The 26,585-nt window shown below is 60.2% G+C and carries 18 protein-coding genes, 2 tRNA genes and 3 pseudogenes; 4 read left to right on the top strand and 19 right to left on the bottom strand.

What is annotated here, in order from left to right:
• The 3 genes and pseudogenes from rpsF to rnr all read right to left on the bottom strand — a co-directional run.
• Positions 1-168: pseudogene (gene rpsF, locus ACI2KS_RS16425) on the bottom strand (30S ribosomal protein S6); the annotation flags it as partial.
• 264 nt (positions 169-432) lie between these two features.
• Complete coding sequence (rlmB, locus tag ACI2KS_RS16420; RefSeq protein ID WP_404622015.1) at positions 433-1,194, bottom strand: 23S rRNA (guanosine(2251)-2'-O)-methyltransferase RlmB; 762 nt, start codon at positions 1,192-1,194, stop codon at positions 433-435.
• Complete coding sequence (rnr, locus tag ACI2KS_RS16415) at positions 1,191-3,827, bottom strand: ribonuclease R (RefSeq protein WP_404622013.1); 2,637 nt, start codon at positions 3,825-3,827, stop codon at positions 1,191-1,193. Before rnr ends, rlmB begins: the two co-directional genes overlap by 4 nt.
• A 226-nt stretch (positions 3,828-4,053) precedes the next feature.
• Between rnr and ACI2KS_RS16410 the strand changes: the two genes are divergently transcribed.
• Positions 4,054-4,140 (top strand) — tRNA-Leu (locus ACI2KS_RS16410).
• A 319-nt stretch (positions 4,141-4,459) separates the two neighbouring features.
• A tRNA-Leu gene (locus ACI2KS_RS16405) sits at positions 4,460-4,546 on the top strand.
• A gap of 88 nt (positions 4,547-4,634) precedes the next feature.
• On the opposite strand, the gene ACI2KS_RS16400 is transcribed toward ACI2KS_RS16405, so the two are convergent.
• The 14 genes and pseudogenes from ACI2KS_RS16400 to ACI2KS_RS16335 all read right to left on the bottom strand — a co-directional run bounded on the left by ACI2KS_RS16400 (position 4,635) and on the right by ACI2KS_RS16335 (position 22,893).
• Positions 4,635-7,511 (bottom strand): hypothetical protein, encoded by a 2,877-nt coding sequence (locus ACI2KS_RS16400; protein ID WP_404622011.1) that lies wholly within the window; start codon positions 7,509-7,511, stop codon positions 4,635-4,637.
• Between the two features lie 308 nt (positions 7,512-7,819).
• A pseudogene (locus ACI2KS_RS16395) lies at positions 7,820-8,308 on the bottom strand (methyl-accepting chemotaxis protein); the annotation flags it as partial.
• A gap of 417 nt (positions 8,309-8,725) precedes the next feature.
• Positions 8,726-8,938 (bottom strand): annotated as a pseudogene (locus ACI2KS_RS16390) (methyl-accepting chemotaxis protein); the annotation flags it as partial.
• A gap of 966 nt (positions 8,939-9,904) precedes the next feature.
• Positions 9,905-11,197: an adenylosuccinate synthase gene (locus ACI2KS_RS16385; protein ID WP_404622010.1), complete on the bottom strand. Its 1,293-nt coding sequence runs from the start codon at positions 11,195-11,197 to the stop codon at positions 9,905-9,907.
• A 54-nt stretch (positions 11,198-11,251) separates the two neighbouring features.
• Positions 11,252-12,439 (bottom strand): ATP phosphoribosyltransferase regulatory subunit, encoded by a 1,188-nt coding sequence (locus ACI2KS_RS16380; RefSeq protein WP_404622008.1) that lies wholly within the window; start codon positions 12,437-12,439, stop codon positions 11,252-11,254.
• Positions 12,440-12,735: 296 nt separating this feature from the next.
• A complete protein-coding gene (hflC, locus tag ACI2KS_RS16375; protein WP_404622006.1) occupies positions 12,736-13,605 on the bottom strand; it encodes a protease modulator HflC in 870 nt (289 codons plus the stop codon).
• The gene (gene hflK, locus ACI2KS_RS16370) at positions 13,605-14,780 is read right to left on the bottom strand and encodes an FtsH protease activity modulator HflK (RefSeq protein WP_404622004.1); all 1,176 of its coding nucleotides are present in this window, start codon (positions 14,778-14,780) and stop codon (positions 13,605-13,607) included. Before hflK ends, hflC begins: the two co-directional genes overlap by 1 nt.
• A gap of 96 nt (positions 14,781-14,876) precedes the next feature.
• A complete protein-coding gene (gene hflX, locus ACI2KS_RS16365; RefSeq protein ID WP_404622002.1) occupies positions 14,877-16,178 on the bottom strand; it encodes a ribosome rescue GTPase HflX in 1,302 nt (433 codons plus the stop codon).
• Positions 16,179-16,190: 12 nt separating this feature from the next.
• Positions 16,191-16,451, bottom strand: coding sequence for an RNA chaperone Hfq (gene hfq / locus ACI2KS_RS16360; RefSeq protein ID WP_010221594.1), 261 nt, complete (start codon positions 16,449-16,451; stop codon positions 16,191-16,193).
• Between the two features lie 89 nt (positions 16,452-16,540).
• A complete protein-coding gene (gene miaA, locus ACI2KS_RS16355; RefSeq protein WP_404622000.1) occupies positions 16,541-17,512 on the bottom strand; it encodes a tRNA (adenosine(37)-N6)-dimethylallyltransferase MiaA in 972 nt (323 codons plus the stop codon).
• Positions 17,512-19,458, bottom strand: a complete 1,947-nt coding sequence (gene mutL / locus ACI2KS_RS16350; RefSeq protein WP_404622188.1) for a DNA mismatch repair endonuclease MutL — start codon at positions 19,456-19,458, stop codon at positions 17,512-17,514. Before mutL ends, miaA begins: the two co-directional genes overlap by 1 nt.
• A gap of 38 nt (positions 19,459-19,496) precedes the next feature.
• Entirely contained in the window at positions 19,497-20,936 is a 1,440-nt protein-coding gene (locus ACI2KS_RS16345; RefSeq protein WP_404621998.1) for an N-acetylmuramoyl-L-alanine amidase, read from the bottom strand.
• 2 nt (positions 20,937-20,938) lie between these two features.
• A complete protein-coding gene (gene tsaE / locus ACI2KS_RS16340; protein ID WP_404621996.1) occupies positions 20,939-21,409 on the bottom strand; it encodes a tRNA (adenosine(37)-N6)-threonylcarbamoyltransferase complex ATPase subunit type 1 TsaE in 471 nt (156 codons plus the stop codon).
• Positions 21,397-22,893, bottom strand: coding sequence for an NAD(P)H-hydrate dehydratase (locus tag ACI2KS_RS16335; protein ID WP_404621994.1), 1,497 nt, complete (start codon positions 22,891-22,893; stop codon positions 21,397-21,399). Before ACI2KS_RS16335 ends, tsaE begins: the two co-directional genes overlap by 13 nt.
• 62 nt (positions 22,894-22,955) lie before the next feature.
• Here ACI2KS_RS16335 and queG point away from each other — a divergent pair, with 62 nt between their 5' ends.
• On the top strand, positions 22,956-24,074 hold the full coding sequence (gene queG / locus ACI2KS_RS16330) for a tRNA epoxyqueuosine(34) reductase QueG (RefSeq protein WP_404621992.1): 1,119 nt from the start codon (positions 22,956-22,958) through the stop codon (positions 24,072-24,074).
• Between the two features lie 98 nt (positions 24,075-24,172).
• Here the strand turns inward: queG and ACI2KS_RS16325 are convergent, their stop codons facing one another.
• Together ACI2KS_RS16325 and orn are read right to left on the bottom strand one after the other, a co-directional pair.
• Positions 24,173-24,784, bottom strand: a complete 612-nt coding sequence (locus tag ACI2KS_RS16325) for a trimeric intracellular cation channel family protein (protein WP_404621990.1) — start codon at positions 24,782-24,784, stop codon at positions 24,173-24,175.
• A gap of 95 nt (positions 24,785-24,879) precedes the next feature.
• Positions 24,880-25,416: an oligoribonuclease gene (orn, locus tag ACI2KS_RS16320; protein WP_404621988.1), complete on the bottom strand. Its 537-nt coding sequence runs from the start codon at positions 25,414-25,416 to the stop codon at positions 24,880-24,882.
• A gap of 112 nt (positions 25,417-25,528) precedes the next feature.
• On the opposite strand from orn, the gene rsgA reads away from it, so the two are divergent.
• A complete protein-coding gene (gene rsgA, locus ACI2KS_RS16315; RefSeq protein ID WP_404621986.1) occupies positions 25,529-26,560 on the top strand; it encodes a small ribosomal subunit biogenesis GTPase RsgA in 1,032 nt (343 codons plus the stop codon).
• Positions 26,561-26,585 lie beyond the last annotated feature (25 nt).

Raw genomic sequence — 26,585 nt, 5'->3', positions numbered from 1 at the left:
CTAGTGAACATAGTTGATTGCGTAGGCCAGATGACGACGGCCCCAAACTTCCAGACGGTGGATCTTGCCGCCGTCTTCTTCGATCAGCTTGGTGTAACGCTCAACCATGCCGCCGACTTGCTCGCTCTGGTCCGGGTGAACCAGAAAGATGATTTCGTAATGACGCATGAATGCTCCTTACGGGTTGTAGCCTGCCGCCAGGGCGGTCAGACAAGGAGTGAATAACACTGGTTTATCTTGCACAGGGACAGGCACATGAGCGCCTGCCATGACAGCAAGGGGCGCAATTGTAGAGAAGGGGCACTGGCGGCGCAAGGCAATTGGTGAATATTTGAACAGCGCCGTTGTAACACTTGCAGCAGCCCGGGTTGCCGGCGGCAGCGATCTCAAAATGCGCTACCGCCGGCAAGCCGGACTGCTACAGGGAATCGATCACGGCTTCTTGGCGGCTGCCTTGGCGCTACGCTGACGCATGGCTTCGAACAGACACACACCGGTGGCCACGGAGACGTTGAGACTGCTGACGCTGCCCGCCATCGGCAGACGTACCAGGTAGTCGCAGTGCTCACGGGTCAGACGACGCATGCCCTTGCCTTCGGCACCCATGATCAGGATGGTAGGCCCGGTCAGGTCCTGCTGATACAGCTCCTGCTCGGCCTCGCCAGCGGTGCCGACGACCCACAGGCCGCGCTGCTGGAGTTTTTCCAGGGTGCGGGCGAGGTTGGTCACCGCCACCAGCGGAATCACTTCTGCCGCACCGCACGCCACTTTGCGCACCGTCGGCGTCAAGGTCGCTGATTTGTCCTTGGGAACGATGACTGCCAGCGCACCCGCAGCGTCTGCAGTGCGCAGGCAGGCACCCAGGTTGTGCGGATCGGTCACGCCATCGAGCACCAGAATCAGCGGTGCGCCTTCGCTACGATCGAGCAGCTCGTCAAGCATCGCCTCACCCCAGACCTGGCTTGGACTGACGTCCGCTACCACGCCCTGGTGCACGCCCTCGACCCAGGCGTCCATTTCACGCCGCTCGGCCTGACCGACCGACACCCGGTTCTGCGCCGCGAGATCGACCAGCACCTGAACTCGCGGGTCACTGCGCCCTTCGGCCAGCCAGATCTGCTTGACCCGCTTGGGGTGGTGACGAAGTAACGCTTCTACGGCATGCACGCCGTAGATCTTTTCCAGCTGACTCATGACTTGGCCTTAGGTTTACGAATCCCGCCGCTTTTCGCAGCTGGAGCCGAGCCCGATTTTGGCGGGCCCTTACGGTGCTTGCTCGGTTTTGCGGACTTGTCGGTCGGAGCGGAATCACTCCTCGCCGGCTTTCCCGACGATGCCTTGCTACCGCCCTTCGCTTCTGCCAGCAAGGCTTTCTTCAACTCACGGCTCTTGCGCACTTCGGCGTTTTTCGCAGCCGCATCGCCTGGACGATAAGCTTCGGCCACCGGCTCCTTGGTCGCACTGCGACGACTTGGGCGCGAGGCAGTGGCCTTTTCCTTCTCGGTGTCCTTGCCCTTCTCGGCAGCTGCCGAGGGCTCGACAGCCCTGCGCTTGCGACCGATCGGCGCGCTCGTGGTTTTTTCCGACATTTCGAAGTCGATCTTGCGCTCGTCCAGATCGACGCGCATCACACGCACTTCCACGGTGTCGCCCAAACGGAAGCTGCGTCCGGTACGTTCACCCGCCAAACGGTGGTGAACCGGGTCGAAGTGGTAGTAATCGCCCGGCAGCGCGGTGACGTGGACCAGACCCTCGACATAGATATCGGTCAGCTCGACGAACAGACCAAAGCCAGTGACGGCGGTGATCACACCGGGGAACGACTCGCCTACGCGGTCTTTCATGAACTCGCATTTGAGCCAGTTCACCACGTCACGGGTCGCCTCGTCGGCACGTCGCTCGCTCATCGAGCACTGCTCGCCCAACTGCTCCAGAGACGCTTCGTCATACGGGTAGATGCGCGCTTTGGGAATCGTCGCAGCGCCGGCGCGGCGAACGTGCGGCGTGTCCTGTTTGGAGCGGATCACGCTGCGGATGGCGCGGTGAGTCAGCAAGTCCGGATAGCGACGAATCGGTGAGGTGAAGTGCGTATACGCCTCGTAATTCAGGCCGAAGTGACCGTGATTGTCGGAGCTGTAAACCGCCTGGCTCAGGGAGCGCAGCATGACGGTCTGGATCAGATGGTAATCCGGACGGTCCTTGATGGTTTCCAGCAGCGCCTGGTAATCCTTCGGCGATGGGCCGTCTTTACCCTTGTGCAGAGACAATCCCAACTCGCCAAGGAAACCACGCAGCTTTTCCAGACGCTCAGGCGGCGGACCGTCGTGAACGCGGTACAGAGCAGGAATCTCGTGTTTCTTGAGGAATTCGGCAGTGGCCACGTTGGCAGCCAGCATGCACTCTTCGATCAGCTTGTGGGCATCGTTGCGCGTGGTAGGGCGGATTTCCGCGATCTTGCGCTCGGTACCGAAGATGATGCGGGTTTCCTGGGTTTCGAAGTCGATTGCACCGCGGGTATGGCGGGCGCCCAGCAACACCTTGTACAACGCGTACAGTTGCTTGAGGTCAGGGACGACTTCGCCGTATTGACCACGAAGCTCCTTGGCCTCGGAGGTTTTCGGATGCTCCAGCATCGAGCTGACTTTGTTGTAGGTCAGACGCGCATGGGAGTGAATCACCGCTTCGTAGAACACGTAGTCGGTCATTTCGCCGGTTTTGGAGATGGTCATCTCGCAGACCATTGCCAGACGGTCCACGTGCGGGTTCAGCGAGCACAGGCCGTTGGACAGCTGCTCAGGCAGCATTGGCACAACGCGCTCGGGGAAATACACCGAGTTGCCGCGCACTTGCGATTCGGTGTCCAGGGCAGAGCCGATCTTCACGTAGCTGGAGACGTCGGCAATCGCCACGTAGAGTTTCCAGCCGCCCGAGAACAGCCGCAGCTTGCCCGGCTTGGCCTCGCAGTAAACAGCGTCATCGAAGTCGCGAGCGTCTTCACCGTCGATGGTGACAAACGGCAGGTGGCGCAGATCGACGCGGTGTTCCTTGTCTTTCTCCTCGACTTCAGGCTTGAGCTTGGCGGCTTCCTTGAGCACGGCCTCCGGCCAGACGTGGGGGATGTCATAGGTGCGCAGCGCGACATCGATTTCCATGCCCGGCGCCATGTAGTTACCCACGACCTCGACCACGTCACCTTGAGGCTGGAAGCGCGGGGTCGGCCAGTGGGTGATCTTCACCTCGACGAACTGGCCGATCTTGGCGTTGGCAGTGCGGCCCGGCGTGACCAGCACTTCCTGCTGGATCTTCGGGTTGTCGGGCATGACGAAGCCGATGCCGGCCTCTTCGAAATAGCGACCGACCAGGGTTTCGTGGGCGCGGGAGATGACCTCGACGATCACCCCTTCGCGGCGGCCACGACGGTCAAGACCGGAAACCCGCGCCAGAGCGCGGTCGCCGTCGAATACCAGACGCATCTGCGCCGGACTCATGAACAGGTCGTCCGAGCCATCGTCGGGCACCAGGAAGCCAAAGCCGTCACGATGACCGCTGATACGACCCAGGATCAGGTCCAGCTTGTCGACCGGCGCGTAGGTGCCGCGACGGGTGTAGATCAACTGCGCGTCGCGCTCCATGGCACGAAGACGGCGGCGCAGGGCCTCGATCTGATCTTCAGTCGTCAGGCCAAATTCTTCCACCAACTGCTCGCGGGCCGCTGGCGAACCGCGGTCGGAGAGGTGGGCCAGAATCAGCTCACGGCTAGGGATGGGGTTTTCGTATTTTTCCGCTTCACGAGCGGCCTCGGGATCGAGGGACTGCCAATCGGCCATTGGAATGAGTTCACCTTATCTGTATGCAATTAGTTTGGCATATACCAGATTGAAACGCGAAGACAGCGTTTGCTGAGTATTTTCGCTATTTCAAAAAAAAATCCTGGCAGGGGGTTTACAGCCCCGATTCTCATCCGTAAGATGCGCCCCACAACGACGGCACTGCCAAGTTGTAGTTGAAATCAAGCGGCTTTTTTTACGATAAGTCGAATGAAATCAACGCTCTGCCCAGATGGTGAAATTGGTAGACACGCCAGCTTCAGGTGCTGGTGACCGCAAGGTCGTGGAAGTTCGAGTCTTCTTCTGGGCACCAATTAAACAAAACCGAGCTTAGGCTCGGTTTTGTGCTTTCTGCGGTTTGAAAAAATCTTTCGCCGTACAAAACAGCCATCAGCGTAGATCAGTTCTCCGGCCCTGTCCTCCCGTCACCGAATCCCTGCGCATGCCCGCAAGAGTGAGCTTTGCTCGCGATCAAGCGCTGCCAGCGAGCAAATCCGTATGAGAGAACCCCCGATCGCGAGCAGGCTCACGCCTACAGGTGGGTCGCCGGACTCAGGGCTTGCTTACCCTCTATCAAAAAATCCGAAAATTCAGTTGCATTCATACGAAAAATCTAATTAAATCAGCGCCATGCCCAGATGGTGAAATTGGTAGACACGCCAGCTTCAGGTGCTGGTGACCGCAAGGTCGTGGAAGTTCGAGTCTTCTTCTGGGCACCAAACAAACAAAACCGAGCCAAGTGCTCGGTTTTGTGCTTTTTGGCGTCTCACTTTTTTACCTGCCGTGAGCCCGCGCGTTACGCCCTGCTCATCGCTTCATGCCAAAGCCGTGTGCGGTGCCTCCACTCTTAACCCCTAAAATGTCGAAATCATCCAACTCCTTCAACTCAAAGCTTGGATAAACGAACGCAATCCTGGTGGGGCCCAGAGGCTTGCGCTTACCGGGAGTAGACGTCCACACCAAAGGAGTCTTGCCCTCGATCAACTCAAGCTGCAGCGTGCCACCGGCGTCCGCGCGCATTCTTTGCCATTCCGCCAAACTCGGAATCGTAACCCCAAGCTCCACCGCCCTTTTGTTACTCAAAAAGTAGATGTTGAAGTTCAGCCCGATGAGTTCCAGAATTCCCTTGATCACAACTTCGATATTCATCACCAACCCGTTCGCGTCCGTAACCACGATGTAGGTCTTGCCATTGCCCCTTGCCATCACCAAGCCGTTGGCGTCCACCTCGGCGACATTGGGGTCGGCGCTTCTATAAGTGTACGGCTGCGTACCGCCGGTAACGGAGATGAGCTGGCTCGACCCTGCAGGCGCCGGGCCACCGTTTTTAGAATAAGCGGCGCTTAGGTTCACATCCGCCACGTCAGCGATTAGCACACCCTCGTTACCCGACGATGCACCTGCACCTGCACCTGCACCTGCACCATCAGCGGGTTTCGCCTGTTTGATGGTGACCGTGGCTACGGGAAACGCTTCGGCATATTCATCGCTGAAATCACCATCGTGAGTCAACGATGCGAACACCTTGAGAGCCGAACCGTCCTTGAAGGCTTCCAGTTTTGCCCGCTCGATGTTGACCCTTACGCCATTTTTTACGTCATCGGCCGACAATGCACGCGCCACCCAGATGACGGTCTGAACCGGATTGCCGTCCTTGCCGGTGCCCTCGATGCGCAACCAGACCCGCTGGCCGGGTGCGATGAAAGGCCACTTGCTGATCGCCACACTGAGGTCGCCTTTTGCGGTACCGAGATCAAGGGTTCCGCCGACGGCTTGCTCTACAACCGGCTCAGGCAAATCGTCGTGACCCAGCAGGTCCACGCCAATGACCGTGTCGTCGGATTCGATTGGCTCAGGCAAGCCAGCTCGTGTCACTTCGTAGTAAACCCAGACCTCTTCAGACCCGATACTGGCGCCGACCGCCGTACCGGGCACCGTGAACTCCAATGCCTTGGCCACATCGCTGACGGTCTGCTCGGCAATGTCAGGCGCCCCTGCGCCGTCCGGGCCAATCCAGAACACCTTCACCTTGTCACCCACCGCAATCGTTGGATAAGGCGCAATCTTCACCAGCGTGCCGTTGATGCCATCCATAGGATCAAGCCAACCGCCTTGTGCCGCGGTAACCAGCGGCGCAGGCAGTTGCGCCGATGGCGCCAGTGCCCCCACGGAGAACGGCAGAGATGTTGATCTGAACTGCTGGGGCTTGCCATCAGGCCCTTTGCGGCTGATCACGTAGTAACCAATGACTTTCTTGTTGAGCGCCGGTTTGATGAGGGTAGCCGGAATCGCGAATGAAAGATCAGCGCTGACATTGGAAGAATCGACCTGTTTGGTTTCAAGCGCGGTCGGCTTCGCTTCACCCACCACCTGCCAGTAGGCGGTGACGCTATCGCCCTCCTGAGTCTCGGCAAAAGGCACAACCATGTCTGCGCCTTTTTCCGCCAGGGACTCGTCCATCACCTCATTTTCTACACCGGCAATCGCCGGAATTGCGAGCGCACGGCCGTCTGCCGCGTCTTTCTCTTCCTGGTTACCGACGAAGAACTTGTAATCAGCAGAGCGATAAGTGGCTTTTTTACCGTTCGCAAGGGTGCGCTCAAGCGTATAGAAAACCGTGACGACCTTGCCCCGGTTCAGGTTGATGGGATTATCCAGATAGATATCGAAGGACAGGTCACCATCGACATTCTGTTGAGTAACGGTCGCGAAATCGGTGAAACTCTGCTTGGAGCTATCGCTCCAGTACAGCGTGATTTTGTCGCCAACGACCGTGCCAGCCGAGGGAATGTGAAGATTGACCGAGTCGGCGATCTGATCGGGATCCAGCAGGGAATTGTGCACCTCGTTAATAAACGGAGGCAGACCCGCGAGGCTCGGCCCCACGCTGAAAACGCGCTTGGGTGAGGTGTACCAGATGCCGTCTCGGTAAACCTTGTAGTAGATCGTCATCACGCCATTGATGAGCGGCTTGATATCCGTGTCATTCCAGGTGATGGTCATCGGCCGGCGCTGAAGATTCGACGCACTGATGGGTCGATCCTTATCGGTAAAGTTGATCGCCTTCTGATTCGCGTCTACGCCCTCGCGCACCAGGCGAACCGTATCGCCCACCGCCATGTCCGGATAATCAAGCTGAACGGTGACGTAGTTCAGTTTGGCTTTGCTGCTGATTTGATCAGGGTCGATGGTGTCGCCAATGGCCTCTACCAGGACGGGCGGCGACAAGGCAATCCCACGCACTTCGAAAATGACCGAGTCGGAGAGTCTGAGCTTGGATTTGCCTTGGGCATCTGTAGACCTGACGGTGTATTTCAACGTCGCTGTCTGGCCGGCCAGCGCCTTGAGCTTGTCAGAGGGTACATAAAATGTGCGCTGATCGGTTGCCGTGGGCACGGTATAGCCTGGACCCCAGCCGACCGCAGTACCGTTACCCGAAACGCCGCGCAGGGTCAGCCGCACCTGCTCATTGGCGCGAAAGTTCAGGAAGTTGCTCGAACCATATTCCGCCGACAGCTGCACTGGCAGATCCCTGTCGCCTAGATAACTCAGGTCCTCGGGTGAAGGCGGTACCTTCGGTTTATCCGGATAGCCCAACTTGATGAACTTGACCTGATTACTGTCAACTTCGGTTTTGACATCAGGGGCCGCCGGCACACTAAATAGAACTTTATCATCAGCCATCGCAATATCCTCTCCTTGGAATGGGTGCGAGCACGAACAATGCGCTCGACCAAGGCAGGTTCACCTGCCTGGGGCCGACATCGACCCCCGGAGATCATGCTAAAGCGTCCACTGACGCTGTCTACTGTCAGTAATGACAGTAGACAGCGTCAAAGCCAGCGGGCAACGATAAAGATTTTTTCAAGCATCATGCCGATATGACCAAAGACCGGCCTGGGGAACAATCTTCATCGCGGTTTCCAATAACTTAGAACCGATCGCGATAGTGACCAGGCTATCGGCCTTGCATGTCATGCGCAGCCAATGGATCACGCGCGAAACTGCCCAAGACTGGCCTTCAACTGCGCCGCCAGTTTATCCAGGGTCTTGCCGCTGGCAGTTGTTTCGATCACCGCCTGTGCCGCTTTCTCTGCCTGCGCGTGAATGACTTCTACCCGCCCCCTCACCGCCTGGGCGCCTTGCGCTTGATGCTCCGCCGCGCGGGTGGCCAACCCGATCGCCGCATGTACTTGCTCGACCGACACTTGTACGGTTTGCTGCAGACGCGCGCTGTCCCGCAGCACGGCAAGCCCTTCCTTGGCCTGACGCCCGGCCAGCCCGATCGTTGTCACGGCTTCTTTGGCGCCGGATTGCAGCTTGGCAATGTGCTCCTGGATATCACCGGTCGAACTTTGCGTTTTGCTGGCCAAGGCCCGCACCTCGTCTGCCACCACGGCAAACCCGCGGCCGGTCTCACCCGCACGCGCTGCCTCGATAGCGGCGTTGAGCGCCAACAGGTTGGTTTGCTCGGCGATGCCGTGGATCACTTCCAGCACAACTTCGATCTGCTCGCTTTGCTGGGCCAGGCGCTCAATGACAAGCGCACCCGCTTCAACCTGACCCGCCAGCGCCTCGATCAGGCTACCGACCTGGTTGGAGGTACGGGTGTTCTCGTCAGTCGCCTGACGAATATCGACCACCTGCTGCAATGCCGCCTGCATGGCTTGGCTCTCGGCCTGCGCCTCGTCGGCCATTTGCGCCAGCGCCTGAAGGCTCGCCGCCACCTCGTCGCGCTGCAATTCGGCTGCGGCGCCCGCACCGGCGTTACGCTTGCTCATGGCGCCGATCTCGACGCCGGTCTGCTGCGCAACGTCTCCGGCCTCGCGCACGATGGGCTGCAGCTTGTCGACGAAGCGATTCACCGCCGCCGCCATGTCGCCGATCTCGTCATTGCTGTTGAGTTTGACGCGCTTGGTCAGATCGCCCTCGCCCGCCGCCAGATCATCAAGCGCACGACTGAGCAGCTGCAGACGCAATACGACACGACGACCCAATACCACTGCCAGCGCCAACAACACGCCAAGCCCCACCAATGCCAGGCCGACACCAATCCTCCAGCGCAGCGTCTGCGCCGCATCCTGGACAGTGGAACTGGTATTGGTGGCCATCGCCGACGCGGCTGCTTGTGCCGCTTGCAGCCGGGAGCGCAGTGCCGCCGAGCTCTCGGCTGCGGCGCCGCCCAGGCTGTCGGAGACCAGTTGCTCGCCATTGCCGATCAGCGCCGTGAAGCGCTTGTCCAGCGCAGCCAGGTCCGTTTCAACGGTCGCCGTCGAGACCCCCATGCGTACTTTGCCGATCTCGACGCCGTTGGGGCTGATGGAAGCTTCTACGTAGTACACCGATGAGTCTTTCTGGGCCGCGTTCAGCACCTTGTCCATCGCCCGCTCGCCTTCGCCTTTGGCCAGCAACAGCTTGATGGAGTCGTTATCGCGATTGAGGTAACGCGTCAGGTGCTCGCCCTGAGCGTCGTCGTACACCACGAACAACACGTTAGGGTTGCGCTGTGCACGACGGGCGAACTCAGACAATGTCGGCGTATCACCATCCCACATGGCTCGCGGCGCGACCGCTGCAAGAAGCTCTGCCATATCGGTGGCCGAATCCTTCAGGTCTTTTTCAAGGGTGGCGCGCAGTTGCTTCTGCTCATCCTTGAGGCGCGCCGACAATCCGGCACTCAGGCGCTGACGGGTGTTTTGCGAAAGCGTGTCCAGACTCGCCGTTACGTCACGGCTTGCCTGCTCCAGTTCGCCCGACAAGTGTTGCGAATCTACACCCAGGCGTGTGGCCAGATCAGCCTCGAGCGCGGTGACAGTGCTCCGGGTCAGGGCGACCGCCACCAGCACTTGCACCAAAAGGGCAATGCCAAGGGCAATGAATACGGGGCGCAGCAGACGGCTGCGAAGAAGCGAAAGGACAGCTGACACAGGAGATTCCCCCACAACAAACGCCATTAAAATGATGGCATCTTTTATGAAGGTATTTACAGCAAGGGCCGTGCCGATCTTGCGATGCTGATCAAGCAGATAAAACAAAGGGCCGCATCAGCGACCCTTTGTTTGTTTTTCAACGACTTATCAAGCGAACGGGTGACGCAGCACGATGGTTTCGTTGCGATCCGGGCCCGTCGAAATAATGTCGATCGGCGCACCAACCAGCTCTTCCAGACGCTTGATGTAGGCGCGAGCGTTGGCTGGCAGCTCTTCAAGAGTCTTGGCGCCCAGGGTCGATTCGGTCCAGCCCGGCACTTGTTCGTACACCGGCTCCAGGCCGATGTAGCTGTCAGCGTCGGTCGGAGCCTCGATCACGGCGCCGTTCTCGTTCTTGTAACCCACACAGATGTTGATGGTTTCAAGACCGTCGAGTACGTCCAGCTTGGTCAGGCAGATGCCCGAGATGCTGTTGACGTCGATGGCACGACGCAGGATGACGGCGTCGAACCAGCCGCAGCGACGAGCACGGCCGGTGGTCGCACCGAACTCGTGGCCACGCTTGGCCAGGAACGCACCGACGTCGTCGAACAGTTCGGTCGGGAACGGACCAGAACCGACGCGCGTGGTATAGGCCTTGGTGATGCCCAGGATGTAATCCAGGAACATTGGTCCTACACCGGAACCTGTGGCGATACCGCCGGCAGTGGTGTTGGAGCTGGTGACGTACGGGTAGGTACCGTGGTCGATGTCCAGCAGCGAACCCTGGGCACCTTCGAACATGATGTCTTTGCCGGCACGACGCATGTCATGCAGCGTCGCGGTGACGTCGAGCATCAACGGCTTGAGCAGCTCTGCGTATTCCATGCACTCGTCGAGTGTCTTCTGGAAATCGATCGCTGGCTCTTTGTAGTAATTGACCAGAACGAAGTTGTGGTAATCCAGCAGCTCGCCCAGCTTGGCGGCGAAACGCTCACGGTGGAACAGATCACCGATGCGCAGGCCGCGACGTGCAACCTTGTCTTCGTAAGCCGGGCCGATGCCACGACCGGTGGTGCCGATCTTGTGCTCGCCACGGGCTTTTTCACGGGCCTGGTCCAGCGCCACGTGATAGGACAGGATCAGCGGGCAGGATGGGCTGATACGCAGGCGCTCGCGCACCGGAATGCCTTTCTCTTCCAGCTTGGTGATTTCGCGCATCAGCGCGTCGGGCGCCACAACCACACCGTTGCCGATCAGGCACTGAACGCCTTCGCGCAACACACCGGACGGAATCAGGTGCAGTACGGTTTTCTCGCCATCGATCACCAGGGTGTGACCGGCGTTGTGGCCGCCTTGATAGCGAACTACCGCGGTAGCATGTTCGGTCAGCAGATCAACGATCTTGCCTTTGCCCTCATCACCCCATTGGGTGCCCAGGACTACGACATTCTTACCCATAACACTTGTCCTCATTCACGCAAACTTGGCGCCGGCAGCGGCCGGCTGGAAAACTCAAGAGGCCAGCGGCATTACCTGCCAAAGCTCGCCATGCTGAATCAATTGCCGATCACAATCGGCTTCTTTCGCCGCCGCGGCCTGCTGGCCTGGCAACGCCTGAACCACGCGCTGACCTTCGCTGCGCAGCTGGCAGACTTTCTGCCAGAGTGCCGCATCGGTGCTGTCAGGCATCCAGATACCGCCAGACGGTAGCTCGATCCGGGCCTGCCCCAGCGTGACCAGGGTTTTCAAATCGGTGGAAAAGCCCGTTGCCGGACGCGCACGACCGAAGTCCGCACCGATGTCATCGTAACGACCACCTTGGGCGATCGATTGACCAACGCCAGGGACGAAGACCGCAAATACCACACCGGTATGGTAGTGATAGCCGCGAAGCTCGCCCAGATCGAAGTACAACGGCAGATCCGGGAAGCGTGCCGACAGACGTTCGGCGATTTCCACCAGATCCTCCAGCGCCTCGATCACCGGCGCCGGTGCATTGGCCAGACGATCACGCGCAGCAGCCAGGACTTCACGTCCACCGCAAAGATCAACCAGCGCGCGCAACATGTCGGCAAGGTCAGCCGGCAGGTTTTGGGTCAGGACCACGACCTCGTCGATTGCCTTGCGCTGCAACGCATCAAACAGCTGTTGCTCGACTTCGCCCGAAAGACCGGCCGCACGGGCCAGGCTTCGGTAGATGCCAACATGACCCAGATCCATATGGACGTCAGGAACGTCAGCCAGTTTCAGCATAGCCAGCATCAGGCTGATGACTTCAACGTCGCTGCTCGGGCTGGCATCGCCGTACAACTCGGCGCCCAGCTGTATCGGGCTGCGCGAGGACGACAGCGCTCGCGGCTGTGCATGCAGCACGCTACCGGCGTAACACAGACGGCTCGGCCCTTCACGACGCAAGGTATGTGCATCTATACGGGCGACCTGCGGAGTGATGTCCGCGCGGAAACCCATTTGCCGACCCGATTGCGGATCGACCACTTTGAAGGTACGCAGATCCAGATCCTGGCCAGCACCTGTGAGCAGTGATTCAAGGTATTCGATGTGTGGGGTGACGACGAACTCATAGCCCCAGCTCTGAAACAGATCCAACACCTGACGACGCGCCACTTCTATGCGCGCAGCTTCCGGCGGCAGTACTTCTTCGATGCCATCCGGCAGCAGCCAGCGGTCAACCGTTGCCATTACGCCTTTCCCCTATGATCCGGGCGGCCAACCCTTGGGCAAGCCTTGAGTGAAGCAGACGGTGGTCATTCGGTCACATGCCAGGGACCTTTGGCTCCCGGACAATGCAACTGACGATAGCGCGATCACCGTCCTCGAAAAAACTGCCGCGCACGAAACACGCCACGGCCAATCAATCGTGTAGACGCAAAAAAGCCGGGAATTTCCCGGCTGCCGCATCATACACACGTTTTGGCGTGTGATCACCCCGCCGGACAGTTTTGCCGCCCGGCGGAGCGCTCAGTCACAGTGTGCGATTACGGTTTGGCCTTTTCCAGATAGCGGAAGAATTCACTGCCCGGGTCCAGAACCATTACGTCACTTTTGTTGGCGAAGCTTTCACGGTAGGCACGCAGGCTGCGATAGAACGCGTAGAACTCCTGATCCTGACCATAAGCCTTGGAGTAGATCGCCGAGGCCTGTGCATCACCATCACCGCGGGCCTCTTCAGACTCGCGATAGGCTTCGGCCAGCAGTACACGACGCTGACGGTCGGCATCGGCACGGATACCTTCTGCCAGCTCGTTACCCTTGGCGCGATGCTCGCGAGCTTCACGCTCACGCTCGGTGCTCATCCGCTCGAACACGCTGCGGTTCACTTCCTTGGGCAGGTCGATAGCCTTGACCCGGACGTCGATGACTTCGATGCCCAGTTCTTTCTCGGCCATCTTGTTCAGCGAAGCGGTGATATCGGCCATCAGCGCGTCACGCTCACCCGACACAGCCTCGTGCAAGGTGCGCTTGCCGAACTGGTCGCGCAGACCGGATTCGAGACGACGCGACAGGCGCTCGTCGGCGATTTGCTTGAGACCCGATGTCGCGGTGTAGAAACGCTCAGCGTCCTTCACGCGCCATTTGGCGTAGGCATCGACCATGACGGCTTTCTTTTCCAGGGTCAGGAAGCGCTGGGTCGGCGCATCGAGGGTCAGCAGACGACCGTCGAACTTGCGCACTTGGTTCACGTAAGGAACCTTCACATGTAGACCCGGTGGAACATCGGCCTGAACCACACGACCGAATTGCAACAGCACCGCACGCTCGGTCTGAGCAACGATATAGAAGCTGTTCCACGCCACCACGGCCAGCACGACGCAAACAATCAGGGCGACCAGAGATTTATTGCTCATCAGCGAGTCTCCCTAGTGCGCGTGTCGCGTTGCTGTTGCATGTCCGCAGCCCGAGAGCCCGGATCGACGACGGTTGCCGAAGCCCCGCCCGACGCCGGTGCAGAACCGTTACGACTGCTTTCGATCATTTTGTCCAATGGCAGGTAGAGCAGGTTGTTCTGACCCTTGTTGCCGGTCACGAGCACCTTGCTGGTGTTGCTGAAGACTTCTTGCATGGTGTCCAGATACAGCCGCTCGCGAGTGACTTCCGGGGCCTTGCGGTATTCGGCCACCAGCTTGGTGAAGCGATCGGCCTCACCCTTGGCCCGAGATACCACTTCGTCGCGGTAGCCGTTGGCATCTTCGACGATGCGCTGAGCCTGACCACGCGCCTCGGGAATCACACCGTTGGCATAAGTTTCGGCCTGGTTACGCGAACGCTGCTCGTCTTCACGGGCACGGATCACGTCATCGAAGGCTTCCTGGACTTCACGCGGCGCCGCAGCGCTTTGTACGTTCACCTGAGTCACGGTGATACCGGTGCGGTAGGTATCGAGGAAACGCTGCAGGCGCTCCTTGATTTCGCTGGCCATCAGCTCACGACCTTCGGTCAGCACCTGGTCCATGGCGGTCGAGCCGACCACATGACGCAATGCGCTTTCGGTTGCATGCTGCAGGCTGACTTCAGGCTGATCGACGTTCAGCACGAAATCCTGCAGGTTGGTGATCTTGTACTGCACGGTCAACGGCACCTCGACGATGTTCTCGTCTTCGGTGAGCATTTGCCCCTGTTTGCTGTACGCACGCTCGCGCGTCACGTTCTCGAGGTACTTGCGATCGAACGGCGGAAAATAGATGTTCAGACCCGAGCCAACCGTTTCGTAGTACTTGCCGAAGCGCAGGACGACTGCCTGCTCTTGCTCGTCAACCACATAGATTGCGTTGTAGAGCCAGATTGCGAGCAGCACGACCAGACCGATGCCGAGCAGGCCGAAACCGCCCTTGCCCGAACCGCCGCCACTGCCGCCGCCATCACCACTGCGTTTCTTGCCACCACCGAACAACCCATTCAGGCTTTCCTGTAGCTTTCGGAAGGCCTCGTCGAGATCTGGTGGCCCCTTGCGGTCGCCGCCCTTGCGCTTACCACCCCAAGGATCCTGATTATTCGAGTTGCCACCCGGCTCATTCCAAGCCATAGCGCTCTCCATCTGATAAAGCAAAGACGCGCCCACGGCGCGCCGACCAATGCTACAGAATGCCTGACAAAGCAGCACAACCGCTTTTCCAGGCTTTTATTGCAAAGTGTGTTGCTCGATGAATTCCAGCGGCTGCAGTCCTTCGCGACTCACCAGGCGATTGAATTCAACTCGGGGTAAACGTACAGCCAACAGGCTCTGACCGTCTTCGTCATGTTCTTCGCTCTGCACCGCTCCCAGCTTGAAAAACTGGGCGCGCAGCCGAGCGAAGCGTTGCGACAGACACAAGGTGCCAACGAACAGATCGTTGCCCAACAGCTCGGCAATGGCTTGCTTGAGCAGATCCAGGCCACGGCCATCACGGGCAGATACCCAGACTCGCTGCGGTTTGCCGTCGGCATCACGCTGAATCTGAGGCTCGACCCCCTCAAGCAAATCGAGTTTGTTATAGACCTCGAGCATCGGCAAGTCCTGGGCGCCAATCTCACCCAGAACCACCATTACTTGCTCGATCTGCTCCAGGCGATCGGGCTCGTGAGCGTCGATGACGTGCAGCAGCAAGTCCGAGTTGCTCGATTCCTCGAGCGTAGCCCGAAAGGCCTCGACCAGCTTGTGCGGCAGATGGCGGATGAAACCCACCGTATCGGCCAGCACGATCGGGCCAAGGTCGTTGAGCTCGAGACGGCGCAGTGTCGGGTCCAGGGTTGCGAACAGTTGGTCAGCCGCGTAGACGTCGGAGTCGGTCACCGCATTGAACAGCGTCGACTTGCCGGCGTTGGTGTAGCCCACGATGGAGACTGTCGGGATGTCGGCACGCGATCGACCCCGACGGGCCTGATCACGCTGACTGCGGACCTTCTCCAGACGCCCCTTGATCTGGCGCAGGCGAACCCGCAACAGACGACGGTCGGTCTCCAGCTGGGTTTCACCCGGACCGCGCAGGCCGATACCACCGCCCTGACGTTCAAGGTGAGTCCAGCCGCGAACCAGGCGCGTACTCATGTGCTCGAGCTGCGCCAGTTCGACTTGCAACTTGCCTTCATGAGTGCGCGCGCGCTGGGCGAAGATGTCCAGGATCAAGCCCGTACGATCAAGCACGCGACACTCGAAAACGCGTTCGAGGTTGCGTTCCTGACTGGGCGTGAGGACATGATTGAAGATGACAATATCGGCTTTTTCGGTCTGGACGAGGTCACGCAGCTCTTCGACCTTGCCGCTACCTACCAGATATTTGGCCGTTGGCCGATGCCGCGGCACGTTGATAAACGCAACGATATCGGCACCTGCCGACAGAGCCAGCTCCCGAAACTCCTGCGGATCTTCGCGCGCCTCAGGGTCCTGACCATCCAAATGAACGAGGATTGCCCGCTCACCACCACCGTGGCGCTCAAAGAACAAGGCAGACTCCTATCAGGCGTTACCTGGCTCAGCGTCACCCTGTTCGGATTCGGTAGCGCTAGGCAGACGAATTGGACGAACTGGAACAACAGTCGAGATGGCGTGCTTGTAAACCATTTGGCTGACAGTGTTCTTCAGCAAAATGACGAACTGGTCGAAAGACTCGATCGTGCCTTGCAGCTTGATACCGTTTACCAGATAAATCGAAACCCCAACCTTTTCTTTACGCAAAGTGTTCAGGTAAGGGTCTTGTAGCGAATGCCCTTTTGACATGTGCCGCACTCCTTTAAGGATCAATAGAATAATTCGAAAACATTGGCTTGGGCCGTTACCCCCCAAGGATAGACGGCTATTGCAAGGACTCAGCTCAATATGGAGACCGAACCCAGGTATTTCAAGGCGCGTGGCAGATTGTCGCAAGCCAGGCTGTCCAACCAGTGTAAATCTTCCCAGCTTCGCAACCAGGTGAACTGTCTCTTGGCCAACTGGCGCGTGGCGATGATGCCGCGTTCGCGCATTTCGTCCCGCGTCAGGTTGCCATCGAGGTGGTCCCAGACCTGGCGATACCCTACAGCTCTTATAGACGGTAAATTCGAGTGCAGGTCACCCCTCGAACGTAACGCTACGACTTCTTCAACGAATCCTTCGTCCAGCATTTGCCCGAAACGCAGGGCGATTCGGTCATGCAATACCTTGCGATCCGTCGGTGCGATCGCCAGATTTGCGACAGTATAGGGCAATTGATGCCGCCCCGAAGCGCCAGCTTGAGCACTTTGCGCACTTTGTTGCTCGCGGTGCGCGGTCATGCTCATCCCGCTGACCCGATAGACTTCCAGCGCGCGAACCAGCCGCTGAGGATCATTGGGATGGATTCTGGCTGCCGACACCGGGTCGACACGGGCCAGTTCATCATGCAACGCCTGCCAGCCACTGCCCAGCGCCTGAGCCTCCAACTGCGCACGCACCTGGGCATCGGCGGGCGGCATGTCTGCCAGACCTTCCAATAGAGCCTTGAAATACAACATGGTGCCACCGACCAGCAGAGGAATTTTCCCGCGGGCGGTGATTTGCGCCATGGCCTCAAGGGCGTCAGTGCGAAAATCCGCAGCCGAGTAGCTTTGCGACGGGTCGAGAATATCGATCAGCCGGTGCGGATACTTGTCCAAAAGCGCTTTTGAAGGCTTGGCGGTGCCAATGTCCATACCGCGATAGACCAGCGCCGAATCGACGCTGATCAACTCGCACGGCAGCACCTTGCTCAGTTCGATAGCCAGATCGGTCTTGCCAGCGGCGGTCGGCCCCATCAGAAAGATGGCCGGAGGAAGAGCACTCATCAGCGACCGCGCAGAAATAGTTTGTCGAGATCGTCCAGACCCAGCTGGGTCCAGGTCGGCCGTCCGTGATTGCACTGACCGCTGCGCTCGGTGTTTTCCATGTCGCGCAACAAGCCGTTCATTTCCGGGATCGCCAGCCGTCGATTGGCGCGGATAGCACCGTGGCACGCCATGGTGCCGAGCAATTCGTTCATGTGTGCCTGAACCCGGTCGCTGGTGCCGTATTCCATCAGATCGGACAGCACGTCGTGCACCAGCCGGTTGGCTTCGGCCTGCTTGAGCAAGGCCGGAATCTGCCGGATCGCCAGGCTCTCGGGGCCCAGGCGCTGCAATTCGAAGCCCAGCTGCTGGAACGTCGCCATGTGCTCCTCGGCGCAATCGGCTTCGCGCTGACTGACCGCGATCGACTCAGGTACCAGCAATGGCTGGCCACTCAAGCCTTCACTGGCCATGGCAATCTTCAGGCGCTCGTACATGATTCGCTCATGAGCGGCGTGCATATCCACCAGCACCAGCCCGTGAGCGTTCTCGGCGAGGATATAAATGCCTTTGAGCTGAGCCAGCGCGTAGCCCAGCGGCGGCACGTCCCCTTGGGATTCAGGCAGCGCAGCGCCGGCGTCCTGGGTCGCAGCCGCCTGTGCCCCTGGCAGCGGGGCGAAAAATTCACTGTAAGCGGCCCGCGTCTCAGCGGCAGGCAACACCGACCCCGGGCGGGGCGTGTACTGATACTGATAGCCCGCCCCGCTGCCGCTGCCGGGAGCGACGCCCGCCGGGGCATTCCAGGCCGGGCCCTGAGGCGTCTCGAGCACGTTGTTGGCAAGACGCATCTCGCCCTGCGGCCCGAATTCACCGGCTTCTGGCCCGGTCGGACGTACCAGCGCAGTGACAGAAGTGGTACCCGCCAGCTGATCCTCCGGGCGCACGTCGCCCAGTGCGCGGTGCAAGGTGCCGTAGAGGAAATCGTGGACCATGCGCCCGTCGCGAAAGCGTACTTCGTGTTTTGTCGGGTGTACGTTGACATCGACCACGGCCGGATCAACCTCGAAAAACAGCACGAAAGTCGGGTGACGGCCGTTGAACAGCACATCCCGGTAGGCCTGACGCACGGCGTGGGCGACCAGTTTGTCGCGTACCGCCCGGCCGTTGACGAAAAAATACTGCAGGTCGGCCTGGCTGCGCGAGAACGTCGGCAAACCGACCCAGCCCCACAGCTTCAAACCGTTACGCTCAACCTCTATGGGCAGCGCCTGCTCGAGGAAACCCGGGCCGCAGATCGCCGACACCCGCCGCGCACGGGCAACGTCGTCGCGTGCTTCATGCAGGCTGAGGATGGTCTTGCCGTTATGCCGCAGGTGGAAGGCCACGTCGAATCGGGCCAGCGCCATGCGCTTGATCACTTCCTGCAGGTGATCGAATTCGGTTTTCTCGGCCTTGAGGAATTTACGTCGCGCCGGGGTATTGAAAAACAGGTCGCGCACTTCCACCGAAGTGCCCACCGGATGCGCAGCGGGCTGAACCCGCGAGGCCATGTCGCGGCCTTCGGTTTCTACCTGCCAGGCCTGGTCGGCGCCACGGGTACGGGACGTCAGAGTCAGGCGGGCAACCGAGCTGATCGACGCCAGCGCTTCGCCGCGAAAGCCCAGGCTCATGACCCGCTCCAGGTCTTCGAGCTCGCGAATCTTGCTGGTGGCATGTCGCGCCAGCGCCAGCGGCAGGTCGTCCGAGGAGATACCCCCGCCATCATCGCGCACACGCAACAGCTTGATGCCTGCTTGCTCGACATCCACATCGATGCGTCGGGCACCGGAGTCGAGGCTGTTTTCCAGCAGCTCCTTGATCACCGAGGCGGGACGCTCGACCACCTCACCCGCTGCGATCTGGTTGGCCAGCCGTGGGCTGAGCAGCTGGATACGGGCCGCCTGGGCCGCAGTAGTCTGCGCGTCCATGTCGGCATCAAGGCCCTGTTCATCCAGCAACAGATCGGTCATGGTTCACCCGCCAGCTCTGCGCTGGGGATTCTCAACTCCTGGCCGACCTTGAGCTCGTCGGAACTGAGGCTGTTGGCTGTGCGCAGCGCCGCCATGCTCATGTCATAGCGCACCGCGATCATGCTCAGCGACTCGCCAGGACGCACGGTGTGCTCACGCGGCCCCATGGCCAGCTTGCCGTTGTCGCGCAACCAGGCGATGTAGGTCCCTTGCGGAGGGTTCTGCTGGAAGAACTGCTTCACACCCGCGGTGATGGAACGTGCCAGCGCCTGCTGGTGGCTGGCACCCCCCAGTTTGTTGGCTTCGGCGGCGTTGGAGATGAACCCGGTTTCGACCAGGATCGACGGAATATCCGGCGACTTGAGCACCATGAAACCGGCCTGCTCGACCCGCGACTTGTGCAGCGACGTTACCCGACCGATGTTGGTCAGCACTTTTTGACCGACATTGAGACTGGAAGTCAGCGAGGCGGTCATCGACAGGTCGAGCAGTACGCCGGCCAGCATGCGGTCCTTGTCGTCCAGACTCACGGCGCCCGCACCGCCGATCAGGTCGGAACGGTTTTCGCTGTCTGCCAGCCAACGCGCGGTCTCGGAGGTCGCGCCGCGCTCGGATAAGGCGAAAACCGAGGCACCGAACGCCGCAGAAGACGGAGCGGCATCAGCATGAATGGAGACGAACAGGTCAGCGCCCTTGGCCCTGGCGATTTCCGTGCGCTTACGCAACGGGATGAAGTAGTCACCGGTCCGGGTCAGCTCCGCGCGATAGCCTTTCTCGGCGCTGATCTGGCGTTGCAACTCTTTGGCGATCGACAGCACTACGTTCTTTTCTTTCTGCCCCTGGCCACCGGAGGCACCCGGATCTTCACCGCCGTGACCGGCATCGATGACCACGACGATATCGCGCTTGCCGTTGGGAACGGGCGTGAGCTTGATTTCAGGCTTGGATGGACTGACAGGCACCGCTGGCGTCGCCGGGGCTGCAGTGGCAGGCGTATCGGCGACCGATGGCGTCGGATTGGCATCGGCAGCGTTGTCGTACAGATCAACCACCAGACGGTTGCCGTACTGCTGGTTGGGCGCCAGGGTGAAGCTCTTGGGGGTCACGGCCTTTTTCAGGTCGATGACCACTCGCAGGTCTTCAGGGGTGCGTTGCGCCGAACGCATGCTGGTAATCGGCGTATTGGCGGTCGGGATGCTCAACGAGCCGCCCAGGGTCGCGCCATTGATATCGATTACCAGACGGTCCGGGGATTGAAGGGTGAACACGCTGTGCTGAACCGGCCCGGACAGGTCAAAGACCAGACGGGTGTTATCCGGAGCACGCCATAAGCGGACACTTCGTACCTGTGTAGCGGCCAACGCGTCGACAGCCAATGTCGCCAGCAACAGTCCTACCACAGTAACCAGCGCGCGCATGCGCATACCTAACCCCATATCTATTTGAATTCCAAAGCCAAAGCGGCACACCACCGCTCGCCGCGCGAGCTTTTCGGGCTAAGCGTCAGCGCTCGACCTTCAGCGTGCGGCCTAATGGTAATGATCAGGTCAGGCTTTGGCAAAAAGCCTGCGCCGAGATTCGGCCACTCGATCAGGCAAAGCGCTTGTGCTTCGAAGTAATCGCGTATGCCGAGGAATTCTAGCTCTTCTGGATCAACAAGTCGGTAAAGATCAAAGTGATACGCGCGATTTCTCCCAATTTCGTAAGGTTCGACCAAGGTGAAGGTCGGGCTTTTTACAGCACCTGTATGGCCAAGGCCACGGATGATGCCCCGGGAAAGGGTGGTCTTGCCCGCGCCGAGATCGCCTTCGAGAAAAATAATGCCATTGCTTTCAGTGACTTGGGCAATCCGTGCGCCGAAGCTCGTCATGGCTTCTTCACCCACCAGATGCAGGGTTAACTCAGACACGGTTGTTGCTCCTCCAGAAGCTGACGGATAACAGGAATCAGATCAGCGGCAGCCATACCCCGCCCGCTCGCGCCGCATTTTTCGCCGGCCAGCGCATGCAGCCACACCGCCAGGCATGCGGCATCGAATGCCGGCATTTTTTGCGCCATCAACGCGCCGATCACACCGGCCAGCACATCGCCCAAGCCCCCGGTCGCCATTGCCGGGTGGCCATGATCCGCCAGTGCCAGCTCGCCGTCGGTATTGGCGATCAGGCTGCCACTGCCTTTGAGTACGCACACAGCGTTATATTTTTCTGCCAGGGCGCGAGCTGCCGCTGGCCGATCCGCCTGGACTTGTTGGGTGCTGATGCCCAGCAAACGCGCAGCCTCGCCGGGGTGCGGGGTAATCACGCAGGCGTCGGGCAAGCTGACGAAACCTTCGGCCAGTTGATTCAGCGCATCGGCATCCCACACCTGCGGCCGCTCGGCGTTGGCGGCAGCGGACAACAGGCTGCGACCCCAGCTGTGCTGACCCAGACCGGGCCCGACGACCAGCACCGTGGCCGGCTCGATTAATGCCATCAGCTGATTGGCCGACTGGATGCCTGCACTCATGACTTCCGGGAAGCGCGCCAGCGCAGCGGTCACATGCTCCGGGCGCGTGCCCAGCGTCACCATGCCAGCACCGCAGCGCAGTGTGCTTTCAGTCGAAAGCAGCGCTGCGCCGCCAAAACCCAGATCGCCGCCGATCACCAGCACCCGCCCGAACATGCCCTTGTGCGCAGTGCGCGGGCGAGGCGCCAGACGGGGCAGATTGAAGGTATCCAGACGCTTAATACTGACCGGCGTCTGCGCAACGATCGCCGGGTCTGCCTGCAAGTCGTCAAACACCAACTCGCCAACCAGATCAGGCGCATCGCCAGTGAACAGGCCTATTTTCAGCCCGATGAACGTCACCGTGAGGTCGGCATGCACGGCCACACCCAGGGTACGGCCGGTATCAGCGCATAGACCTGAAGGGATATCCACCGCCATGACCGGCAGCTGGCTGTCGTTGAGCTGTTTGATGACCGACGCGTAAGGATCGCGCACCTCACCCGCAAGGCCCGTGCCGAGCAGTGCATCGACCACGATGCCGGCCAGCGCTTGCGGCCCCCAGGGCTGCACATCGACGCCAGCGCTGCGTGCCTCTTTATAAGCGGCGTCCGCGTCTCCCGTCAGTGCAGAGCAATCGCCCACCGCCAAGACCTTGACCTGCCAGCCAGCACGCTGCGCCAATGCGGCGATCAGGTATCCGTCGCCGGCGTTATTGCCCCGCCCGGCCAGCACAGTGAGTTGCCGCCCGTCAGGCCAGTGCCGACGCAGCGCCCGCCACGCCGCATGAGCCGCGCGCTGCATCAGTTCCAAGCCGGGCGTGCCGGCGCCAATCAGGCGCGCATCAAGGTCGCGCACCTGGGCTGCGCTATACAGCGCGTCGGGTAATGGGGGTTTACTGTGTAACATGCGTCTTTAAGCTCCGATGTCTGGCAGAATTATACGCACCTGCGCCCCGGTGTCCTCTTTGCATGTCCGCGATAACTGTAGATTCATCCACAAACCCTGTGCCTCTGACGGCTGCCGGGTTGACCGAACTTGCCCAATCGATCAAGGACTGGGGACGTGAGCTCGGCTTCCAGCAGGTGGGCATCTCGGGGCTGGACCTGGCCGAACACGAGCAGCACCTTGAGCGCTGGCTCGAAGCCGGGTATCACGGCGAGATGGACTATATGGCAGCCCACGGCAGCAAACGTTCGCATCCCGACGAATTGGTGCCTGGAACGTTACGGGTTGTGTCACTGCGCATGGACTACTTGCCAGGCGACACGCAAATGGCCCAATTGCTCGCCCAGCCCGAGAAAGCCTACGTTTCGCGCTATGCGTTGGGCCGCGACTATCACAAGCTGATCCGCAAACGCGTGCAGCAGCTGGCCGAGCGAATCCAGCTGGCGATCGGACCGTTCGGGTTTCGCGCCTTCGTCGACAGCGCGCCCGTGCTGGAGAAGGCCATCGCCGAACAGGCCGGCCTAGGCTGGATCGGCAAGAACACCCTGGTGCTCAATCGCAAGGCAGGCAGCTATTTCTTCCTCAGCGAGCTGTTCGTCGACCTGCCACTACCGGTAGATGAGCCCCATGCCAGCGAGCATTGCGGTCGCTGCACGGCCTGTCTGGACATTTGCCCGACCAACGCCTTCGTCGGGCCTTACGTGCTGGACGCGCGCAAGTGCATTTCCTACCTGACCATTGAGCTGAAGACTTCAATTCCCGAAGAATTGCGTTCGATGATCGGCAATCGAGTGTTCGGTTGCGACGACTGCCAGATCGTCTGCCCATGGAATCGATTTGCCCGCCCCACCGACCAGACCGACTTCAAGCCGCGCCATGGACTGGACAACGCCGAACTGAGCACATTGTTCCTGTGGGACGAGGCGACCTTCCTCAGCAACACCGAGGGCTCGCCTTTACGTCGTGCGGGGTATGAGCGCTGGCTGCGGAATCTGGCGGTAGGTCTGGGCAACGCGCCTTCGAGCATTCCCGTTATCGAAGCCTTGAAGGCTCGATCGGAACACCCCTCAGAGATGGTGCGCGAGCATGTGCAGTGGGCGTTGCGCCAGCATGAACTACGCCGGACAACATCGTACCTGTAGGAGTGAGCTTGCTCGCGATGACATTTCGCGCAGGCGCTATCGCATCGCGTTGGCTGGCCAATCGCGAGCAAGCTCACGCCTACGGGGGCTATGTCCTCTCAATGCCCATCCTTGTAAACGAACTTGGGCATCTCCCAGTGAAACCTGATCGCCAGCAAGCGCAGCAACAGCCCGCCGAACAGTGTGATCAGCGTGCCCTGCTCCACCGGCAGCCCCCAGTAATCACACAGCAGAAAACACCAGGCGGCCGCGAACGAGACGCTGGCGTATAGCTCGCGGCGAAAAATCAGCGGGATGTCGTTGCAGAAGATATCCCGCAAGATCCCGCCGAAAACCCCGGTGATCACCCCGCTTACCGCTGCGACCATCATGCTCAATCCCATCTCCAGAGCGGTCATGCAGCCGATCAGGGTGAACGCCACCAGGCCAAGGGCGTCGAGCACCAGAAACAGCGAGCGCAGGTGGCGCATCAGCGGGGCGATGAGGATCGTGAGCAACGCCGCCACACTGGTAAGGATCAGGTATTCCGGGTGTTTGACCCAAGTCAGCGGATAGTGGCCCAGGAGCACGTCGCGCACCGAACCGCCACCCAGCGCGGTGACACAGGCAATCAACACGACGCCGAACCAGTCCATGCCTCGACGTCCGGCAGACAGCGCGCCGGTCATGGCCTCGGCGGTGATGGCGATCAGGTAGAGCATCAACAACATGGCGGCAGTCCCTGCAAGAAAGGCCGCAGTCTAACCACTCGGCCAGAGCACCAAAAGAGGGCATGAGAAGCCACGCCCCTTTTGCCCAGGACGCTTCAGACCTTGATGAAGTGCTCACGATAGAAACGCAGCTCGGCGATGGACTCGCGAATATCATCCAGGGCCAGGTGAGTGCTGCCTTTCTTGAACTTGAGCTCCGGCGACCAGCGCGCGGCCAGTTCCTTGAGCGTCGATACGTCAAGGTTGCGGTAATGGAAGTAGTTTTCCAGGGCTGGCATGCGCTTATAAAGAAAGCGGCGGTCCTGGCAGATGCTGTTGCCGCAGATCGGAGAGCTGCGCTCCGGCACCCACTGCTTGATGAATTCAAGGGTCATGGCTTCGGCTTGTGCGGTAGAAACCTTGCTCTCGCGCACGCGCTGGGTCAGGCCCGAGCCGCCGTGTTGGCGGGTGTTCCACTCGTCCATGCCGTTAAGCAAGTCATCACTCTGGTGCACGGCGATGACCGGCCCCTCAGCCAGGGTGTTCAGCTCGCTGTCGGTGATGATGGTCGCCATTTCGATGATGACGTCGTTATCAGGGTCCAGACCGGTCATTTCCAGGTCGATCCAGATCAGGTTCTGCTTGTTCTGCATATGTCGGCTCCTCAGCATAGGCGCGCAGTTTAGCGCAGGCGGGCATGCTAGACTCCCTCGCGTTTCACCCTTCAGCAGCTTTATGCGACATAGAACGAGACACTGAACACCCATGGCCAAACGCCAACTCAATCGCCGCCAGAACTGGCGCATCGAAAAGATTCAAGGCGAGCGCGCCGCGCGTGCCGCCAAACGCGAATCGCAAGCGCTGGAAACACTGGAAGGCGGCGATCTGGGCCCGGAACAGACGGGCCTGGTGATTGCGCATTTCGGCGTGCAGGTCGAAGTCGAGGCGCAGGAAGGCGAACTGAGCGGTCAGGTGTTCCGTTGTCACCTGCGCGCCAACCTGCCTGCGCTGGTCACCGGCGACAAGGTCGTCTGGCGTGCGGGCAACCAGGGCATCGGCGTGATCGTCGCGCAACTGCCGCGCAGCACCGAACTGTGCCGTCCGGACAGCCGGGGCCAACTCAAGCCTGTCGCCGCGAACGTCGACCTCATCGTCATCGTCTTTGCGCCTGCGCCAGAGCCCCACGCCAATCTGATCGATCGGTACCTGGTTGCCGCCGAGCATGCCGGCATTCGCCCGCTGCTGCTGCTGAACAAATACGACCTGATCGACGAGCAAAACGCCCCCGCGCTCAACGCGTTGCTGGCGGTCTATCGAACACTGGGTTACCCGGTCCTGGAAGTGTCGGCGCATCATGGCAACGGCATGCAGGATCTGCAGGACCAGCTGGACGGCCACATCAGCGTGTTCGTCGGCCAGTCCGGTGTCGGCAAGTCGTCGCTGGTCAATAGCCTGTTGCCTGAAGTCGGCACGCGGGTCGGGCCTTTGTCGGAATATTCCGGGCAAGGCACGCACACCACGACCACCGCCCGCCTGTTCCACTTCCCCCGCGGCGGCGACCTGATCGACTCACCGGGTATCCGCGAGTTCGGCCTGGGCCATGTCAGCCGCGCCGACGTCGAGGCAGGCTTCATCGAATTCAACGACCTGATCGGTACCTGCCGCTTCCGCGACTGCAAGCATGACCGCGAGCCTGGCTGTGCGCTGCTCATGGCCCTGGAAGATGGCCGTGTGCAGCAACAGCGGATGAACAGCTATCGCTCGATCATCGCGAGCCTGCCGGAAAGTAGTTACTAAAACCTGCCACACACAAAAACGCCGC

Origin of the sequence: Pseudomonas sp. NPDC087358 (genome assembly GCF_044900785.1) — a bacterium.
In the GTDB taxonomy this organism is placed as follows: domain Bacteria; phylum Pseudomonadota; class Gammaproteobacteria; order Pseudomonadales; family Pseudomonadaceae; genus Aquipseudomonas.
The sequence above is the reverse complement of the archived record's forward strand: the minus strand, read 5'-3'. Positions and strand labels throughout refer to the sequence as shown.

Excerpts from the sequence above, each read along its gene's own strand:
- hfq (WP_010221594.1), bottom strand. The coding sequence starts at position 16,451 with ATGTCAAAAGGGCATTCGCTACAAGACCCTTACCTGAACACTTTGCGT.
- orn (WP_404621988.1), bottom strand. The coding sequence starts at position 25,416 with ATGCAGAACAAGCAGAACCTGATCTGGATCGACCTGGAAATGACCGGT.
- mutL (WP_404622188.1), bottom strand. The coding sequence starts at position 19,458 with ATGGACGCGCAGACTACTGCGGCCCAGGCGGCCCGTATCCAGCTGCTC.
- ACI2KS_RS16335 (WP_404621994.1), bottom strand. The coding sequence starts at position 22,893 with ATGTTACACAGTAAACCCCCATTACCCGACGCGCTGTATAGCGCAGCC.
- hflC (WP_404622006.1), bottom strand. The coding sequence starts at position 13,605 with ATGAGCAATAAATCTCTGGTCGCCCTGATTGTTTGCGTCGTGCTGGCC.
- rlmB (WP_404622015.1), bottom strand. The coding sequence starts at position 1,194 with ATGAGTCAGCTGGAAAAGATCTACGGCGTGCATGCCGTAGAAGCGTTA.
- ACI2KS_RS16325 (WP_404621990.1), bottom strand. The coding sequence starts at position 24,784 with ATGTTGTTGATGCTCTACCTGATCGCCATCACCGCCGAGGCCATGACC.
- queG (WP_404621992.1), top strand. The coding sequence starts at position 22,956 with ATGTCCGCGATAACTGTAGATTCATCCACAAACCCTGTGCCTCTGACG.
- rsgA (WP_404621986.1), top strand. The coding sequence starts at position 25,529 with ATGGCCAAACGCCAACTCAATCGCCGCCAGAACTGGCGCATCGAAAAG.
- ACI2KS_RS16400 (WP_404622011.1), bottom strand. The coding sequence starts at position 7,511 with ATGGCTGATGATAAAGTTCTATTTAGTGTGCCGGCGGCCCCTGATGTC.
- ACI2KS_RS16380 (WP_404622008.1), bottom strand. The coding sequence starts at position 12,439 with ATGGCAACGGTTGACCGCTGGCTGCTGCCGGATGGCATCGAAGAAGTA.
- hflK (WP_404622004.1), bottom strand. The coding sequence starts at position 14,780 with ATGGCTTGGAATGAGCCGGGTGGCAACTCGAATAATCAGGATCCTTGG.
- miaA (WP_404622000.1), bottom strand. The coding sequence starts at position 17,512 with ATGAGTGCTCTTCCTCCGGCCATCTTTCTGATGGGGCCGACCGCCGCT.
- ACI2KS_RS16345 (WP_404621998.1), bottom strand. The coding sequence starts at position 20,936 with ATGGGGTTAGGTATGCGCATGCGCGCGCTGGTTACTGTGGTAGGACTG.
- rnr (WP_404622013.1), bottom strand. The coding sequence starts at position 3,827 with ATGGCCGATTGGCAGTCCCTCGATCCCGAGGCCGCTCGTGAAGCGGAA.
- ACI2KS_RS16385 (WP_404622010.1), bottom strand. The coding sequence starts at position 11,197 with ATGGGTAAGAATGTCGTAGTCCTGGGCACCCAATGGGGTGATGAGGGC.